17 protein-coding genes are annotated in these 16,742 nt (G+C 63.7%); 14 read left to right on the top strand and 3 right to left on the bottom strand.

Translation table 11 applies throughout. From position 1 onward, the window contains the following. Positions 1 to 184: 184 nt before the first annotated feature. From E2H86_RS15855 to E2H86_RS15865, 3 genes are read left to right on the top strand one after another with little or no spacing between them, the layout of a single operon-like run. The gene (locus E2H86_RS15855; protein WP_133329471.1) at positions 185 to 844 is read left to right on the top strand and encodes a paraquat-inducible protein A; all 660 of its coding nucleotides are present in this window, start codon (positions 185 to 187) and stop codon (positions 842 to 844) included. Further along, on the top strand, positions 831 to 1,454 hold the full coding sequence (locus E2H86_RS15860; RefSeq protein ID WP_133329473.1) for a paraquat-inducible protein A: 624 nt from the start codon (positions 831 to 833) through the stop codon (positions 1,452 to 1,454). Before E2H86_RS15855 ends, E2H86_RS15860 begins: the two co-directional genes overlap by 14 nt. Beyond that, positions 1,447 to 3,747: a PqiB family protein gene (locus E2H86_RS15865; RefSeq protein ID WP_133329476.1), complete on the top strand. Its 2,301-nt coding sequence runs from the start codon at positions 1,447 to 1,449 to the stop codon at positions 3,745 to 3,747. Before E2H86_RS15860 ends, E2H86_RS15865 begins: the two co-directional genes overlap by 8 nt. Before the next feature lie 121 nt (positions 3,748 to 3,868). Here the strand turns inward: E2H86_RS15865 and rpsT are convergent, their stop codons facing one another. Then, positions 3,869 to 4,147 (bottom strand): 30S ribosomal protein S20, encoded by a 279-nt coding sequence (rpsT, locus tag E2H86_RS15870; protein ID WP_016484776.1) that lies wholly within the window; start codon positions 4,145 to 4,147, stop codon positions 3,869 to 3,871. A 250-nt stretch (positions 4,148 to 4,397) separates the two neighbouring features. Between rpsT and murJ the strand changes: the two genes are divergently transcribed. The 6 genes from murJ (at position 4,398) to ispH (ending at position 11,733) form a co-directional block, all read left to right on the top strand. Beyond that, complete coding sequence (gene murJ, locus E2H86_RS15875) at positions 4,398 to 5,936, top strand: murein biosynthesis integral membrane protein MurJ (RefSeq protein ID WP_133329478.1); 1,539 nt, start codon at positions 4,398 to 4,400, stop codon at positions 5,934 to 5,936. 118 nt (positions 5,937 to 6,054) lie between these two features. After that, positions 6,055 to 7,005: a bifunctional riboflavin kinase/FAD synthetase gene (ribF, locus tag E2H86_RS15880; RefSeq protein WP_133329480.1), complete on the top strand. Its 951-nt coding sequence runs from the start codon at positions 6,055 to 6,057 to the stop codon at positions 7,003 to 7,005. After that, complete coding sequence (ileS, locus tag E2H86_RS15885) at positions 7,002 to 9,833, top strand: isoleucine--tRNA ligase (RefSeq protein WP_133329482.1); 2,832 nt, start codon at positions 7,002 to 7,004, stop codon at positions 9,831 to 9,833. Before ribF ends, ileS begins: the two co-directional genes overlap by 4 nt. After that, positions 9,826 to 10,341 (top strand): signal peptidase II, encoded by a 516-nt coding sequence (gene lspA / locus E2H86_RS15890; RefSeq protein WP_133329484.1) that lies wholly within the window; start codon positions 9,826 to 9,828, stop codon positions 10,339 to 10,341. Before ileS ends, lspA begins: the two co-directional genes overlap by 8 nt. After that, complete coding sequence (gene fkpB, locus E2H86_RS15895) at positions 10,334 to 10,771, top strand: FKBP-type peptidyl-prolyl cis-trans isomerase (RefSeq protein ID WP_133329486.1); 438 nt, start codon at positions 10,334 to 10,336, stop codon at positions 10,769 to 10,771. The genes lspA and fkpB overlap by 8 nt, the downstream gene beginning before the upstream one ends. 14 nt (positions 10,772 to 10,785) lie before the next feature. Further along, on the top strand, positions 10,786 to 11,733 hold the full coding sequence (ispH, locus tag E2H86_RS15900; RefSeq protein WP_133329488.1) for a 4-hydroxy-3-methylbut-2-enyl diphosphate reductase: 948 nt from the start codon (positions 10,786 to 10,788) through the stop codon (positions 11,731 to 11,733). A 37-nt stretch (positions 11,734 to 11,770) separates the two neighbouring features. On the opposite strand, the gene E2H86_RS15905 is transcribed toward ispH, so the two are convergent. After that, positions 11,771 to 12,250, bottom strand: coding sequence for a GspH/FimT family pseudopilin (locus E2H86_RS15905; RefSeq protein WP_133329490.1), 480 nt, complete (start codon positions 12,248 to 12,250; stop codon positions 11,771 to 11,773). Positions 12,251 to 12,360: 110 nt separating this feature from the next. Between E2H86_RS15905 and E2H86_RS15910 the strand changes: the two genes are divergently transcribed. From E2H86_RS15910 to thiO, 5 genes are read left to right on the top strand one after another with little or no spacing between them, the layout of a single operon-like run. Further along, complete coding sequence (locus E2H86_RS15910) at positions 12,361 to 12,552, top strand: type IV pilus modification PilV family protein (protein ID WP_133329492.1); 192 nt, start codon at positions 12,361 to 12,363, stop codon at positions 12,550 to 12,552. Beyond that, positions 12,549 to 13,187 carry a PilW family protein gene (locus tag E2H86_RS15915; protein WP_133329494.1) on the top strand — a complete coding sequence of 213 codons (639 nt, stop codon included), beginning with the start codon at positions 12,549 to 12,551 and terminating at the stop codon, positions 13,185 to 13,187. The genes E2H86_RS15910 and E2H86_RS15915 overlap by 4 nt, the downstream gene beginning before the upstream one ends. Next, complete coding sequence (locus tag E2H86_RS15920; RefSeq protein ID WP_133329496.1) at positions 13,187 to 13,657, top strand: hypothetical protein; 471 nt, start codon at positions 13,187 to 13,189, stop codon at positions 13,655 to 13,657. The genes E2H86_RS15915 and E2H86_RS15920 overlap by 1 nt, the downstream gene beginning before the upstream one ends. Before the next feature lies 1 nt (position 13,658). Beyond that, the gene (locus E2H86_RS15925; RefSeq protein WP_133329498.1) at positions 13,659 to 14,048 is read left to right on the top strand and encodes a type IV pilin protein; all 390 of its coding nucleotides are present in this window, start codon (positions 13,659 to 13,661) and stop codon (positions 14,046 to 14,048) included. A gap of 58 nt (positions 14,049 to 14,106) precedes the next feature. Then, complete coding sequence (gene thiO, locus E2H86_RS15930; RefSeq protein WP_133329500.1) at positions 14,107 to 15,201, top strand: glycine oxidase ThiO; 1,095 nt, start codon at positions 14,107 to 14,109, stop codon at positions 15,199 to 15,201. 130 nt (positions 15,202 to 15,331) lie between these two features. Here thiO and E2H86_RS15935 read toward each other — a convergent pair whose 3' ends face one another. Continuing rightward, on the bottom strand, positions 15,332 to 16,741 hold the full coding sequence (locus tag E2H86_RS15935) for an amidase (protein ID WP_133329502.1): 1,410 nt from the start codon (positions 16,739 to 16,741) through the stop codon (positions 15,332 to 15,334). Position 16,742 lies beyond the last annotated feature (1 nt).

A 16,742-nucleotide genomic window follows, 5' to 3' on the forward strand; every position in this document is an offset into this window, starting at 1 on the left:
CGCCGATGGTAGTGTGGGGTTTCCCCATGTGAGAGTAGGTCATCGTCAAGATTCATTTCGCAAAACCCCTATCTGCGCGAGCAGGTAGGGGTTTTGTCTTTTCTGCTCCCACACCGGCACTCATCTCCCACATTGCGAGTCAGAACACTAGAATAGAGCCCACCTGACTACTCAGAACCTCGAGATGCCTGACCCTCTCACTACCGAAGCCCTGGATGCATTACCGCTCAACGAGCTGGTTGCCTGTCACGAATGCGATCTGCTCCTGCGCAAGCCCGTACTCAATCACGGTGAGAAAGCCCTGTGCCCGCGCTGCGGCTATGAGCTGTACGCTCACCGGCACAATGTGGTCAATCGCAGCCTGGCCTTGGTAATCACGGCATTGCTGCTGTTCGTGCCTGCCAATTTCATGCCCATCATGCAGCTGCACCTGTTGGGGCAGAGCTCGGACGATACCGTCTGGAGCGGTGTGCTTGGCCTGTACAATTCGCAGATGCGCGGCGTGGCGGTGGTGGTGTTCCTGTGCAGCATGGCCATTCCGTTGCTCAAGCTGCTCTGCCAGTTGTTGGTGCTCCTCAGCATCCGTTTGGACATCGGCCGCAGCTACGGGCTGTTGTGTTATCGCATTTATCATCACTTGCGCGACTGGGGCATGCTCGAGGTGTACTTCATGGGCGTTCTGGTCGCCATCGTCAAATTGGTCGACTTGGCCGAGCTGACGGTAGGCCTGGGCCTGTTCTGCTTCATCAGCCTGTTGCTGGTACAGGTCTGGCTCGAGGTGGTGATGTCGCCACACCAGATCTGGGATGCACTGTCAGGGGAAGATCTACATGCGGGCGATTGATGCAGGCATTCTGGTCTGCAATGAGTGCCATGAGCTCAACCGTCAGGTTGACGATGGCCACAAACAGACCTGCACGCGCTGTGGTGCGATCCTCCACGATCGGCGGCCTAACAGCATCGTGCGTACCTGGGCACTGCTGATCACGGCATCGGTTCTCTACATCCCGGCCAACATATTGCCGATCATGACGGTCAGTACCTTGGGGCAGGGCAGTCCGGACACCATCATGTCCGGGGTGATTACCCTGCTCCAGCACGGCATGATTCCCATCGCCGCAGTGGTCTTCATCGCCAGTATCCTGGTGCCGACCTTCAAGCTGGTAGGTATTGGCCTGCTGCTGTATTCGGTGCAGCGACGCCAGCCGCTGTCCGCGCGCCAACGGATATGGATGTATCGCTTCATCGAGTTCATCGGGCGTTGGTCGATGCTCGATATCTTCGTCATCGCCATTTTGGTGGCAGTGGTGAATTTTGGTCGTATCGCCAGCGTCGAAGCCAATTTGGGCGCTGTCGCTTTTGCCAGTGTGGTGATTCTTACAATGCTTGCCGCTTTAACTTTCGATCCCCGACTGATCTGGGATAACACGGAGTCGGATGACGACCATGAGTGATGTGCCTACGGCTAAAACCCGCCCTGCTTCGAACTGGTCGGCCATCTGGATCCTGCCGCTGATCGCGCTGATGATCGGTGGTTGGCTGGCTTGGCAAGCCTACAGTGCTGCCGGCGTCGAGATCGAAGTGCGCTTCGAGACCGGCGAGGGCATCGTCGCCAACAAGACCGAAGTCATCTACAAAGGCATGCCGGTCGGCAAGGTGAAGTCGCTGGTCCTCGATGATCAAGGCGCCAACCAGGGCGTGATTGCCACCATCGAGATGAACAAGGCCGCCGATCCGCACCTGACCACTGGCACGCGCTTCTGGCTGGTCAAGCCGAGCGTGACCCTGGCCGGTATCTCAGGGCTGGAGACGCTGGTCTCGGGTAACTACATCGCGGTCAGTCCTGGAGAGGGCGAGAAGACCAAACGCTTCACGGCACTATCCGAAGCGCCGCCGCTGTCCGACAGCGAGCCCGGCCTGCACCTGACCCTCAAGGCCGACCGGCTCGGTTCGCTCAATCGCGACAGCCCGGTGTTCTACAAGCAAATCCAGGTCGGTATGGTAAAAAGCTACCGGCTGACCGATGACCACGATACCGTCGAGGTCAAGGTATTCATCCAGCCCGAATACGCCAACCTGGTGCGCAAGCACACGCGTTTCTGGAATGCCAGCGGCATCAGCATCGATGCCAACCTGTCCGGGGTCAAGGTGCGCAGCGAGTCGCTGTCGAGCATCGTCGCCGGAGGTATCGCCTTCGCGACCCCCGAATACCGCAAGGACAGCCCGCCCACCGATCCAAGCCTGCCGTTTCGCCTGTATGACGACTTCGACGCCGCCCAGGCCGGGATCCGGGTCAAGGTCAAGCTCAGTGATTATGAAGGCCTGCAGGCAGGCCGCACGCCAGTCATGTACAAGGGGATTCAGGTCGGTTCGCTGAAGACGCTGAAGATCGAAGACAACCTCGGCAGTGCCATGGCCGAACTGACTCTCGACCCCTTGACCGAGGACTATCTGGTCGATGGTGCGCAGTTCTGGGTGGTCAAGCCGTCGATCTCCCTGGCGGGTATCACTGGCCTCGAGGCCCTGGTGAAGGGTAACTACATTGCCATCCGTCCGGGTGATAAGGGCGCCAAGCCGCAGCGTGAGTTCGAGGCGCGGGCCAAGGCGCCGCCACTGGACCTCAAGGCTCCAGGTCTGCACCTGGTGCTGTTCGCCGATACCTTGGGTTCGCTGGAGGTCGGTAGCCCGGTCATGTATCGCCAGGTCAAGGTCGGCAGCGTGCAGAGCTATCAGTTCGCTCGTAACAGCAAGCGCATCCTGATCGGCGTACACATCGAGAAGGAATACGAGAACCTGGTCAATGGCTCGTCGCGTTTCTGGAATGTCAGCGGCATTACCCTCACCGGCGGATTGTCGGGTATCAAGATCAAGAGCGAGTCGCTGCAGACCCTGATGGCCGGCGGTATCGCCTTCGACACGCCGACGCCCAATGTCGCGCTCAAGCGGCGTATCCCGCGTTTCCGTCTGATGGAGAGCCTCGAAGAGGTGAACCGTAGCGGCACATTGGTGACCATCCGTGTCGATCGTGCCGATGGTCTCAAACCGGGCACCCCCATCCGCTTCAAGGGGCTGGACGTGGGCAGTGTCGAAAGCGTCGATCTGACCAAAGACCTACAGGCCGTATTGCTGCGGGCACGTATTACCGAAGCGGCGGATCGTATCGCCCGGGTTGGCACGCAATTCTGGGTGGTCAAGCCGGCCCTCGGCCTGGTGCGGACCGAGAACCTCGACACCCTGATCGGCGGCCAATACCTGGAAGTGCAGCCGGCGGCCAAGGACAGAGGCCCGCAACGTGACTTCATTGCCCTGGCCGAAGCGCCGGAAGTGATCGGTCCCGAAGTCGGTCTGCCCTTGACCCTGAGCGCGCTGCGACGCGGTTCGATCAAGCCAGGGGTTCCGGTGACCTACCGCGAGGTGGCGGTGGGCAAGGTGACTGGCTTCGAGCTGGGCCAGACCGCCGATCGGGTGCTCATCCACATCCTCATCGAGCCCCGCTACGCGGCGCTGGTACGCGGTGGCAGCCGATTCTGGAACAGCAGTGGTTTCGGCTTCGATTGGGGCTTGTTCAAGGGCGCCACGGTGCGCACGGAGTCGCTGGAGACGTTGATCGACGGTGGCATCGCCTTTGCCACGCCCGAGGGCGAGCAGATGGGCAACCCGGCGCGTCCGCAGCAGACTTTCGCCCTGTTCGACAAGCCAGAAGAGACCTGGCTGCAATGGGCGCCGAAGATCCCGCTCGGAAAATGAAGAATGGAGGGGTCGCGATGCAGCGGCCCCCCGTTCTGCCGGTTCAAGGTCGTGGCAGGCTACTCAAATCGCAGGCAATAAAAAACCGACCCTAGGGTCGGTTTTTCGACAAGAACGTCGCTTAGGCAGCTGCAGCTTCTTTCAGCGCCTTGATGTGGCCATTCAGACGGCCTTTGTGGCGAGCAGCTTTGTTCTTGTGGATGATGCCCTTGTCGGCCATACGGTCGATTACAGGCACAGCCAGAACGTAAGCGGCTTGCGCTTTGTCGGCGTCTTTTGCGTCGATGGCTTTGACTACATTCTTGATGTAGGTGCGGACCATGGAACGCAGGCTGGCGTTGTGGCTGCGACGCTTCTCAGCCTGTTTTGCACGTTTCTTGGCGGAAGGTGTGTTGGCCACCGTCGAGCTCCTCGAAAGACTTTAGGTAAATAGCAAACAAAATAGGCCGCGAATCATGCCGATGAGTCGGGCGGATGTCAAGGCCACCTGCAGGGATCCGCTGAGCGGTGGGTCTGCGCGCCGGAAAGATTCCTTTCTGCCGCGTGACCTGTAAACTCGGGAATTTTTGGTTCCCCTGCGAAGGCGCGGGAGTATCGCACATTCGGGCGCGCTCTGGCAGCGTCCTCTGCCATTGGCGTGAAACTTTTCGATGAACCTGCTCAAATCCCTGGCTGCGGTCAGCTCCATCACCATGATTTCGCGGGTGCTGGGCTTCGTGCGCGACACCATCCTGGCGCGCATCTTCGGTGCCGGTATCGCCACCGACGCCTTCTTCATTGCCTTCAAGCTGCCCAACCTGTTGCGCAGGATCTTCGCCGAGGGCGCCTTCTCCCAGGCCTTCGTGCCGATCCTGGCCGAATACAAGACCCAGCAGGGCGAGGAGGCCACCCGGACCTTCATCGCCTACGTCAGTGGCCTGCTGACCCTGGTACTGGCCCTGGTCACCGCCGTTGGCATCCTGGCTGCCCCCTGGGTGGTCTGGGTCACCGCGCCCGGTTTCGTCGACAGCGCCGAGAAGTACGACCTGACCACTGCCCTGCTGCGGGTGACGTTTCCTTATATATTGCTGATCTCGCTGTCATCGCTGGTGGGCGCGATCCTCAATACCTGGAACCGCTTCTCGGTACCGGCGTTCACCCCGACCCTGCTCAACGTGGCGATGATCGGCTTCGCCCTGTTCGTCACCCCTTACTGCGACCCACCGATCATGGCACTGGCCTGGGGCGTGCTGGCCGGCGGCCTGGCGCAGTTGCTGTACCAACTGCCAGCGCTGAAAAAGATCGGCATGCTCGTGCTGCCCCGGGTCAACCTGCGCGACACCGGCGTATGGCGTGTGCTCAAGCAGATGCTGCCGGCGATCCTCGGCGTTTCGGTCAGCCAGATCTCGCTGATCATCAACACCATCTTCGCTTCGTTCCTGGTAGCCGGTTCGGTGTCCTGGATGTACTACGCCGACCGCCTCATGGAGCTGCCTTCTGGTGTGCTCGGCGTGGCCTTGGGCACCATTCTGCTGCCGACCCTGGCCAAGACCTACGCCAGCAAGGACCGCGAAGAGTATTCGCGGATCCTCGACTGGGGCCTGCGCCTGTGCTTCCTTCTGGTGCTGCCGTGTGCCCTGGCCCTGGCCATTCTCGCCGAGCCGCTGACCGTCAGCCTGTTCCAGTACGGCAAGTTCAGCGCCACCGATGCGCTCATGACCCAGCGTGCGCTGGTAGCCTATTCCGTCGGCCTGATGGCGATCATTCTGGTCAAGGTACTGGCCCCGGGCTTCTATGCGCAGCAGAATATCCGCACGCCCGTACGGATCGCGATCTTCACCCTGGTCTGCACCCAGCTGTTCAACCTGGCCCTGATCGGCCCGCTCAAGCATGCCGGTCTGGCGCTGGCGATCAGCCTCGGCGCCTGTCTCAACGCCGGGCTGTTGTATTGGAAGCTGCGCAGCCAGCAGCTGTTCCAGCCGCAACCGGGATGGACGATGTTCCTGGCCAAGCTGGTGCTGGCCGTGGCGCTGATGTCCGCCGTGCTGCTGCTGGGCATGCACTACATGCCGGCCTGGGCGCAGGGGCACATGCTCGAGCGCTTCCTGCGCCTGGGTGGGTTGATTCTGGCGGGCGTGGTGACGTACTTCGGTTGCCTGTATCTGTGCGGTTTCCGTCCGCGGCATTTCGCCCGCCGGGCCCTGCATTGATAGAGCAGGGCGGCCAAGCGTCGGTTTTTCGCATTCCATACCGCCCCTGGGCGCTGGCGCCTGTCGCCGACGCCCCGGTGTGGTTATAATCGGCCACTTTATGAGCAAGAAGCGCGTTATGCAGCTGGTTCGAGGTCTTCACAACCTGCGCCCCGAGCACCGGGGCTGTGTCGCCACCATTGGCAACTTCGACGGAGTACATCGAGGCCACCAGGCAATCCTGGCGCGTCTGCGCGAGCGCGGCCAGGCGCTGGGCCTGCCGACCTGCGTGGTGATCTTCGAGCCGCAGCCGCGTGAGTATTTCGCCCCGGACACCGCGCCCGCCCGCCTGGCGCGTCTGCGCGACAAGATCGAGTTGCTGGCCGCCGAAGGCATCGATCGGGTCTTGTGCCTGGCGTTCAACCAGCGCCTGAGCAAGCTCAGCGCCGACGCCTTCGTCAAGACGATCCTGGTCGACGGCCTCGGCGTGCGCCACCTCGAGGTGGGCGACGACTTCCGCTTCGGTTGCGACCGCGCCGGCGACTTCGCCTTCCTGGTCGCGGCCGGCCAGCAGTACGGGTTTAGCGTCGAGGCGGCCAACACGGTGATCCAGGACGGCCTGCGGGTCAGCAGCACTGAAATACGCAAGGCCCTGGCAAGCGCCGACTTCGAACTCGCCGAGCACCTGCTGGGGCGTCCCTACAGCATCACCGGGCGCGTGCTGCATGGCCAGAAGCTGGCCCGCCAGCTCGGTACGCCTACCGCCAACATCCAGCTCAAGCGTCGCCGCGTGCCGCTGTCCGGGGTCTACCTGGCCAGCATCGAGATCGACGGCAAGGCCTGGCCGGGCGTGGGCAACATCGGCGTGCGCCCCACCGTGAATGGTGACGGGCGCCCGCACCTCGAAATTCATCTACTGGATTATGCCGGCGATCTCTATGGCCGGCGCCTGACGGTGGAGTTCCACCACAAGCTGCGTGAAGAGCAGCGTTTCGCCTCCCTGGAGGCGCTGAAGTCGGCGATCGACGCGGACATCGCCGCCGCACGTGCACATTGGCACGCTCAACCGCTAACGAAGAGCCTGAAATGACCGACTACAAAGCCACGCTAAACCTTCCGGACACCGCCTTCCCCATGAAGGCCGGCCTGCCTCAGCGCGAACCGCAGATCCTGCAGCGCTGGGACAGCATTGGCCTGTACCAGAAGCTGCGCGAAATTGGCAAGGATCGTCCCAAGTTCGTCCTGCACGACGGCCCGCCCTATGCCAACGGCAAGATTCACATCGGTCACGCACTGAACAAGATCCTCAAGGACATGATCGTCCGCTCCAAGACCTTGTCCGGCTTCGACGCCCCTTACGTGCCGGGCTGGGACTGCCACGGCCTGCCGATCGAACACAAGGTCGAGGTCACCCATGGCAAGCACCTGACCGCCGACCGTACCCGCGAGCTGTGCCGCGAGTACGCTGCCGAGCAGATCGAAGGGCAGAAGACCGAATTCATCCGCCTGGGCGTGCTGGGTGACTGGGACAACCCCTACAAGACCATGAACTTCGCCAACGAAGCCGGTGAAATCCGCGCCCTGGCCGAGATGGTCAAGCAAGGCTTCGTGTTCAAGGGGCTCAAGCCCGTCAACTGGTGCTTCGATTGCGGTTCGGCCCTGGCCGAAGCCGAGGTCGAGTATGCCGACAAGAAATCCCAGACCATCGACGTCGCTTTCCCGGTCGCCGACGATGCCAAGCTCGCCGCCGCCTTCGGTCTGGCCGAGCTGGCCAAACCGGCTGCCATCGTGATCTGGACCACCACCCCGTGGACCATCCCGGCCAACCAGGCGTTGAACATCCACCCGGAGTTCCAGTACGCCCTGGTCGATACCGGCGAGCGCCTGCTGGTGCTGGCCGAAGAGTTGGTCGAGTCGTGCCTCAAGCGCTACAACCTGGAAGGATCGGTAATCGCCACCGCGCCGGGTTCGGCCTTGGAGCTGGTCAACTTCCGCCACCCGTTCTACGACCGCCTGTCGCCGGTGTACCTGGCCGACTACGTCGAGCTGGGCGCCGGTACCGGCGTGGTCCACTCCGCACCTGCCTACGGTGAAGACGACTTCGTCACCTGCAAACGCTACGGCATGGTCAACGACGACATCCTCACCCCGGTGCAGAGCAACGGCGTGTACGTCGAGTCGCTGCCGTTCTTCGGCGGCCAGTTCATCTGGAAGGCCAACCCGGCCATCGTCGACAAGCTGAGCGAAGTCGGCGCGCTGATGCATACCGAAACCATCAGCCACAGCTACATGCACTGCTGGCGCCACAAGACCCCGCTGATCTACCGCGCCACCGCGCAGTGGTTCGTCGGCATGGACAAGCAGCCGAGCACCGGCGAGCCGCTGCGCGAGCGTGCCCTCAAGGCCATCGAGGACACCAAGTTCGTCCCGGCCTGGGGCCAGGCGCGCCTGCACTCGATGATCGCCAACCGCCCGGACTGGTGCATTTCGCGTCAGCGCAACTGGGGCGTGCCGATCCCGTTCTTCCTCGACAAGCAGACCGGTGAGCTGCACCCTCGCACCGTCGAGCTGATGGAAGAAGTGGCCAAGCGCGTCGAGCAAGAGGGCATCGAAGCCTGGTTCAAGCTCGACGCCAGCGAACTGCTTGGTGACGAAGCCGATCAGTACGAGAAGATCGCCGACACCCTGGACGTGTGGTTCGACTCCGGGACCACCCACTGGCACGTGCTGCGTGGTTCCCACGACATCGGTCACGCCACCGGCCCGCGCGCCGACCTGTACCTGGAAGGCTCCGACCAGCACCGCGGCTGGTTCCACTCATCCTTGCTGACCGGCTGCGCCATCGACGGTCATGCGCCGTACCGCGAACTGCTGACCCACGGCTTCACCGTGGATGAAAGCGGCCGCAAGATGTCCAAGTCGCTGGGCAATACCATCGAGCCGGAAAAGGTCAACAACACCCTCGGCGCCGACATCCTGCGCCTGTGGGTCGCCGCCACCGACTACTCCGGTGAGATGGCCGTGTCCGAGCAGATCCTCCAGCGTAGCGCCGACGCCTACCGGCGTATCCGCAACACTGCGCGCTTCCTGCTTTCCAACCTGTCCGGCTTCGACCCGGCCCGCGACCTGCTGGCTCCAGAGGACATGCTGGCGCTGGACCGCTGGGCGGTCGACCGCACCCTGCTGCTGCAGCGCGAGCTGGAAGAGCACTACAGCGAGTACCGTTTCTGGAACGTCTACTCGAAGGTCCACAACTTCTGCGTCCAGGAGCTGGGCGGCTTCTACCTCGACATCATCAAGGACCGCCAGTACACCACCGGTGCCAACAGCGTCGCCCGTCGTTCCTGCCAGACCGCGCTGTACCACATCAGCGAGGCGCTGGTGCGTTGGATCGCGCCGATCCTGGCGTTCACCGCCGATGAGATCTGGCAGTACCTGCCGGGCGAGCGCAACGAGTCGGTCATGCTCAACGGCTGGTACCAGGGCCTGACCGAGCTGCCTGAAGGCATCGAGCTGGATCGCGCTTACTGGGACCGCGTCATGGCGGTCAAGGCTGCGGTGAACAAGGAGCTGGAGAACCAGCGCAGCGCCAAGGTCATTGGCGGCAACCTGCAGGCCGAAGTCACCCTGTTCGCCGAGGAAGGCCTGAGCGCCGACCTGAACAAGCTGGGCGACGAACTGCGGTTCGTGCTGATCACCTCGGCTGCCAGCGTAGTGCCGTTCGTGCAGGCTCCAGCGGATGCCGTGGCCACCGAAGTCGAAGGCCTCAAGCTGCAGGTGGTCAAGTCCGGCTATGCCAAGTGCGGCCGTTGCTGGCACTTCCGCGCCGACGTCGGCAGCCATCCGGAGCACCCGGAAATCTGCTCCCGTTGCGTCGACAACCTGAGCGGCTCCGGTGAGGTGCGCCACTATGCCTAACCCCTCGGCGGGGCGCTTCGGGCGCCTTCCATGGCTGTGGCTGAGCCTGGTGGTACTGGTCCTCGACCAGGCCACCAAGCTGTATTTCAACAACGCCCTGACCATGTATCAGCAGATCGTGGTCATTCCCGACTACTTCAGCTGGACTCTGGCCTACAACACCGGCGCCGCCTTCAGTTTCCTGGCCGATGGCGCCGGCTGGCAGCGCTGGCTGTTCGCCTTGATCGCCGTGGTGGTCAGTGCCGTGCTGGTGGTCTGGCTCAAGCGCCTGGGGCGCGGCGAGACCTGGCTGGCCGTGGCCCTGGCGTTGGTGCTGGGTGGCGCGATCGGTAACCTGTACGACCGTATCGTGCTGGGCCATGTGGTCGACTTCATCCTGGTGCACTGGCAGAACCGCCATTACTTCCCGGCCTTCAATCTGGCCGACAGCGCCATCACCGTCGGTGCGGTGATGCTGGCGCTGGATATGTTCAAGAGCAAGAAGTCGGAGGATCCTGTCCATGACTGACACCCGTATCGGCCAGAACACCGAAGTGACCCTGCACTTCGCCCTGCACCTGGAAAACGGTGACACTGTCGACAGCACCTTCGACAAGACGCCGGCCACCTTCAAGGCCGGCGACGGCAACCTGCTGCCGGGCTTCGAGAACGCGCTGTTCGGCTTCAAGGCCGGCGACAAGCGCAACGTGGTAGTGGCTCCCGAGAACGCCTTCGGCCAGCCCAACCCACAGAACGTACAGACCATGCCGCGGTCCCAGTTCGAGGGCATGGAGTTGTCCGAAGGGCTGCTGATCATCTTCAACGACGCCGCCAACACCGAGCTGCCAGGTGTGGTCAAAGCGTTCGACGACGATCAGGTGACCATCGACTTCAATCACCCACTGGCTGGCAAGACCCTGACCTTCGAGGTGGAGATCCTCGAGGTGAAGGCCCTGTAAGCCTGGAGCCGAGCATGCAAATCAAACTCGCCAACCCTCGCGGTTTCTGCGCAGGGGTCGACCGGGCGATCGAGATCGTCAACCGCGCGCTGGAAGTCTTCGGCCCGCCGATCTACGTGCGTCATGAAGTGGTGCACAACAAGTTCGTGGTCGAAGACCTGCGCAACCGTGGCGCCATTTTCGTCGAAGAACTGGACCAGGTGCCGGACGACGTCATCGTCATCTTCAGCGCTCACGGTGTATCCCAGGCCGTGCGCCAGGAAGCCGCCGGCCGTGGCCTGAAGGTGTTCGACGCCACCTGTCCGCTGGTGACCAAGGTGCACATCGAGGTCGCCAAGTACAGCCGCGATGGCCGTGAGTGCATCCTCATCGGCCACGAAGGGCACCCGGAAGTCGAAGGCACCATGGGCCAGTACGACGCCAGCAACGGCGGCGCCATCTACCTTGTGGAAGACGAGGAAGATGTCGGCCAGTTGCAGGTGCGCGACCCGGATCACCTGGCTTTCGTCACCCAGACCACCTTGTCGATGGACGACACCAGTCGGGTGATCGATGCACTGCGGGCACGTTTTCCGAACATCGGTGGGCCACGCAAGGACGATATCTGCTACGCGACCCAGAACCGCCAGGATGCGGTCAAGCAATTGGCCGGCGAATGCGATGTGGTACTGGTGGTGGGCAGCCCCAACAGCTCCAACTCCAATCGCCTGCGCGAGCTCGCCGAGCGCATGGGCACCCCGGCCTACCTGATCGACGGTGCCGAGGACCTGCAACGCGGCTGGTTCGACGAGGCGGCGAAAATCGGCATAACCGCCGGTGCTTCGGCGCCCGAGGTACTGGTACGTGGCGTCATCGAGCAGCTCAAGGCCTGGGGCGCTACCGGGGCTGAAGAGCTCGACGGGCGGCCAGAGAACATCACCTTCTCGATGCCCAAGGAATTGCGCGTCCGTTCGTTGATCTGATCGTAGGCTCTATCGCCGGCTTGCCGGCGATCGGGCCTCAAGACTTCCCACAGAGCGACCGCTCCGCCTCATTCGTCCTCAAGCTGACCCGCCCGCTGGTCGCAAGCACCACGCGGTACTGGCTGGTCGGCGCGTCTCGCTCGCATACCTCCAGTGTGCCGTTACCCCGCCCCTGGGGAACCCCCTGTTCGCTGAATGCCACTTGGCTGCCCAGATTGTCGGCAATGGTCAACGGGCGGCTGAGCCTGTGCTCACGCAACACCTGCCGATTGTATCGAAGCATGACCCGCCAGCCCTTGCCCCAATCGCTGTCCACGGCCTCCACCAGCACCGCCTGGCCTTGCAGCTGGGCGTGGCTGCGGGCGCTGCGTAGCGCCTGGGCGAGGTCGCGGGCGGCGGCTGCGCGGTGTAGGTCATCGCTCAAGCGGGCGTAGGCAGGCATGCCGAGTTGCGTGAGCAACGCAGCCACGGCCAATGCGAACATCATTTGTATCAGTGTTACGCCCTGTTGCTTCACCGTGCATTCCTCCCTGGAAGTGCTTGGCTTTAGCTTCCTGCTGATTAGACACGAGGTCCAGTCGAGCAGGTTCAACGCATTTGTCAGGAATTGTCGTGAATGGAGTCGGGATGTGGGTGCAACAGCGTGGGATGACCCTGTTGGAAGTCTTGTTGGCGATGGGTGTGCTGGCTGTCGGGCTGTTCGCCGCGGCGTCACTGCAGGTGCAGGCCTTGCGGGCCACCGAGGCGGCCCTTACCGATACACGCGCCGCGCTGAACGCGCATGCGCAGCAGGAGCGTGCCCGGGCTGGGCAGCCATGAAGCCTGGGCAGCGAGGGTTCAGCCTCGTGGAAATGCTGCTGGCGCTGAGCATTGGCCTGGCGTTGCTGAGCGCCGCCAGCCGGGTGTTCGTCTCGGCCCACGAGACCTGGCGTGTGCAGGGCGCAGCTAGCCGACTGCAGGAGGATGCGCGCCTGGCCCTGCTGCGCATTGCCCAGGATGTGCGCATGGCCGGCATGTTCGGTTGCCTGCAATTGGCGCCTGAGCACTTCGAGGACCCAGCCGCCCAGGCGGCGTTCGCCCAACCATTGATGACCGGCCCCGATGGCCTGAACCTAGTGGTGGCGCAGTTGCCCGGCATGCCAGGCGACCCGGACTGGACCCTGCTCACCGACTGCAGCACTTACGCCCAGGTGCGGCGCGGCCGTGCGCATGGCAAGGACCTGGCGGTAGCGATCAGCCGGCACCGTTACCAGCTAGTCGGTACCTCGCTGATGTTCAGGCGTGGGGCCAGTCAGCAGCCGCTGATCGATCACGTGCGCGATTTCCGCGTGGCGCTGGTCGGGGAGGGTAGCGAGCAGCATGTGGATATCCAGCTGACGGTATTCGAACCGGTGTTGGGTATCGAACAGCACCATGCCCTAAGCGTGGCCGTGCGCAACCCGGTGGCCGACTGATGCGGCGCCAGCGTGGGGTGGTGCTGTTGCTGGCGTTGCTGATCAGCCTGCTGCTGGGGCTGCTGGCAGCTTCGGCACTGAGCAGTGCGCTGCAGGAGGTCCGCATGGCGCGCGTCCTCGCCGAGGGCCTGAAGGCATTCGAGCAGGCCGAAGCGACGCTGGCCGCTGCCGTGGCTGACCTGCACGGGCCACTGCCGCAGGAGTGCGCTGCTTGTTCGCCACCGGAGCGTCCTCACCAACTGATTGGCCAGTGGCAGGCCACGCCCAGCGGATATTTCCAGCTGCAGAACCTGGGCATGAGCGCGCGTGCCACTCGCCTGAGCGACGCGCCAGCGAGGCTGATCAGGATCACGGCGGTCAGCCGAGACGTCGAGAACCGCCAGGTGCTGGAAGCGGTGTACGCCCTGGCGGACGCTCAAGCACAGGGCCCCCAGCGCCAGCTCTGGCGCCAGAGACTGCGTGAGGACTGACATGCAGCAAGGGATGAGCCTGATCGAGTTATTGATTGTCGTGGCCGTGACCGGCATGCTGGCAGCCATTGCCTACCCCAGTTACAGCGACCAGCTCAGGCGAGCTGCACGCAGCGAAGTGGTCGGTCTGCTGCATGACGCTGCACTGAAGCTCGAGCGCCACCGTACCCTTACCGGCAGCTATGCCGAAGGCGACCCAGCGCTGCCCGACGGTAATCGCCATTACAGCCTGCAGGTTGAACGCCACGCCGAGCACTTCTCGCTGCATGCGCGACGGCGGGCATCCGGCCTGATGGCGGGCGACCGCTGTGGCGATTTCCAGCTCGATCAGGCCGGGCAGCGGAGCAATCCGGGCAGCCGGACAGGCGCCGAACGCTGTTGGGGAAGTTAAAGGTTGCAGGTGCCCGGTGCACCCATGGTTTGTCTACTTCTCAGGTTTGGATCGACGGATGAGCAAGCGAGTAGTGATTGTCGGCGGTGGTGTGATCGGCCTGCTGACTGCGTTCAACCTGGCGGCGAAGGTCGGCGAGGTGGTGGTCTGCGATCAGGGCGAGGTTGGCCGTGAGTCGTCCTGGGCCGGGGGCGGTATCGTCTCGCCGCTCTACCCCTGGCGCTACAGCCCAGCGGTCACGGCGCTGGCGCATTGGTCGCAGGACTTTTATCCACAGTTGGGCGAGCGCCTGTATGCCAGCACCGGGCTCGATCCGGAAGTTCACACCACCGGTTTGTACTGGCTGGACCTCGACGATGAAGCCGAGGCGCTGGCCTGGGCGGCTCGGGAGCAGCGACCGCTCAGCGCCGTGGACATCTCGGCGGTGTACGACGCGGTACCGGTGCTTGGCGCCGGCTACCAGCGGGCGATCTACATGGCCGGCGTAGCCAACGTGCGCAATCCGCGTCTGGTCAAGTCGCTGAAAGCGGCGTTGCTGGCGCTGCCCAACGTGACCTTGCGCGAACATTGCCAGATCAGTGGTTTCCAGCAGCAGGACGGGCGGGTGACCGGTGTGCAGACCGACAGCGGTGTGTTGGCAGCCGATGAGGTGGTGCTCAGCGCCGGGGCCTGGAGCGGTGACCTGCTCGGCACACTGGGCCTGGCGTTGCCGGTAGAGCCGGTGAAGGGGCAGATGATCCTGTTCAAGTGCGCGGCGGACTTCCTGCCGAGCATGGTGCTGGCCAAGGGGCGCTATGCCATTCCGCGTCGCGACGGGCATATCCTGGTGGGCAGTACCCTGGAGCATGCCGGCTACGACAAGACCCCGACCGAGGATGCACTGGCCAGCCTCAGGGCCTCGGCGGTGGAGCTGTTGCCAGAGCTGGCCGATGCCGAGATCGTGGGCCATTGGGCGGGGCTACGGCCGGGCTCGCCGGAAGGCGTTCCGTATATCGGGCCGGTGCCGGGGCATGCCGGGTTGTGGTTGAACTGCGGGCATTACCGCAATGGGCTGGTGCTGGCGCCGGCATCATGCCAGTTGTTCACCGACCTGTTGACCGGCGCCGAGCCGATCATCGACCCCGCGCCATATGCGCCAGCGGGGCGGATTTGATCCAGCGCTGGTTTTTCCGGCCTCTTCGCGGACAAGCCCGCTCCCACAGGGCCCGAGCACGCTTCCAGAGGCTGCAATAACCTGTGGGAGCGGGCTTGTCCCGCGAAAGGGCCGGTGCAGCCAACCCCTCTCAACCGCCAATCGGCGCCTGCAGATGCCGGCTCGGATAATGCTGCTCATACACCTTGCACACCCGCAGCACCTGCTCATCGGCAAAGCGCCCGGCCACCACCTGCAATCCCACCGGCAACCCCTCGCGGGTGAATCCACAGGGCACCGAGGCAGCCGGTTGCTGGGTCAGGTTGAACGGGTAGCTGAACGGCGTCCACTCCATCCACTGCGCCATCCCCGAGCCCGGCGGCACGTTGTACCCCGCCTCGAAGGCCGCCAGCGGCAGCATCGGTGAAACCAGTACGTCATAGCGCTGATGGAAGGCGTTCATTCTGGCGATCAGGTCCGCCCGCGTTTCCAGAGCCTCGGTGTATTCGCTCAGGCTGATCTGCGCGCCCTGTTCGGCAATCCAGCGCAGCCCAGGGTCGATCATTGCCCGTTGCTCATCGGTGAAGTTGCTGGCCAAACGCGCAGCGCCGGCGAACCACAAGGTATTGAACGTCTCCAGCGGATCGCCGAAGCCCGGATCGACCGCTTCCACCTGCGCCCCCAGCCGCGCCAGGCGCTCCACGGCCTGGGCGACCAGGCCGTCGATCTGCGGGTCGACCTGGACATAGCCGAAGTTCGCGCTGTAGGCGATGCGTAAACCGCTCAGATCCTGCCGCTCACCCAGCCATGGCGCCTGCCGTGGTGCTCCAGCCAGGCCATCGCGGGGATCAGGTCGCGCCACGCAATCGAGCATCAGCACTGCATCGTCGACCGTGCGGGTCATCGGCCCCAGGTGCGACAACACGGTCATGGCGCTGGCTGGCCACTGCGGCACGTAGCCGAAGGTGGGCTTGATGCCGAAGGTGCCGGTGAAGGCACAGGGAATACGGATCGAGCCGCCGGCATCGCTGCCCTGGTGCAGCACGCCCAGGTTCAGCGCCGCCGCCGCGGCCGCGCCGCCCGACGAGCCACCGGCGGTCAGGCGGGTATCCCACGGGTTGCGGGTAATACCGTAAAGCGGGTTATCGGTGACCCCCTTCCAGCCGAATTCCGGCGTCGTGGTCTTGCCCACCAGCACCGCGCCGGCTTCTCGCATGAAGGCGCTGAATGGCGCGTCGACATCCCATGGCCCGGCCTTGGAGGTCGTGCGCGAGCCCTTGCGAGTCGGCATGCCACGGGTCAGGGTCAGGTCCTTGATCGAGGCCGGCACCCCGTCCAGTCGGCCGCATGGCTCACCGCGCTGCCAGCGCTGTTCGCTGGCGCGGGCGGCGGCCCGTGCACCTTCGCCGTCCACGTGGCAGTAGGCGTTCACCCTCGGGTTGTGCAACTCGATGCGGGCCAGCACATCGTCGATCACCTCCACAGGCGACAGCGCTCGACGCTGGTACAGGTCGAGCAGCTCGACGGCGGTGAATTCACCGATTGCGGTCTTGTCGGTCATC

It is taken from the genome of Pseudomonas putida, assembly GCF_004357765.1.
GTDB classification, from domain to species: Bacteria; Pseudomonadota; Gammaproteobacteria; order Pseudomonadales; family Pseudomonadaceae; genus Aquipseudomonas; species Aquipseudomonas putida_U.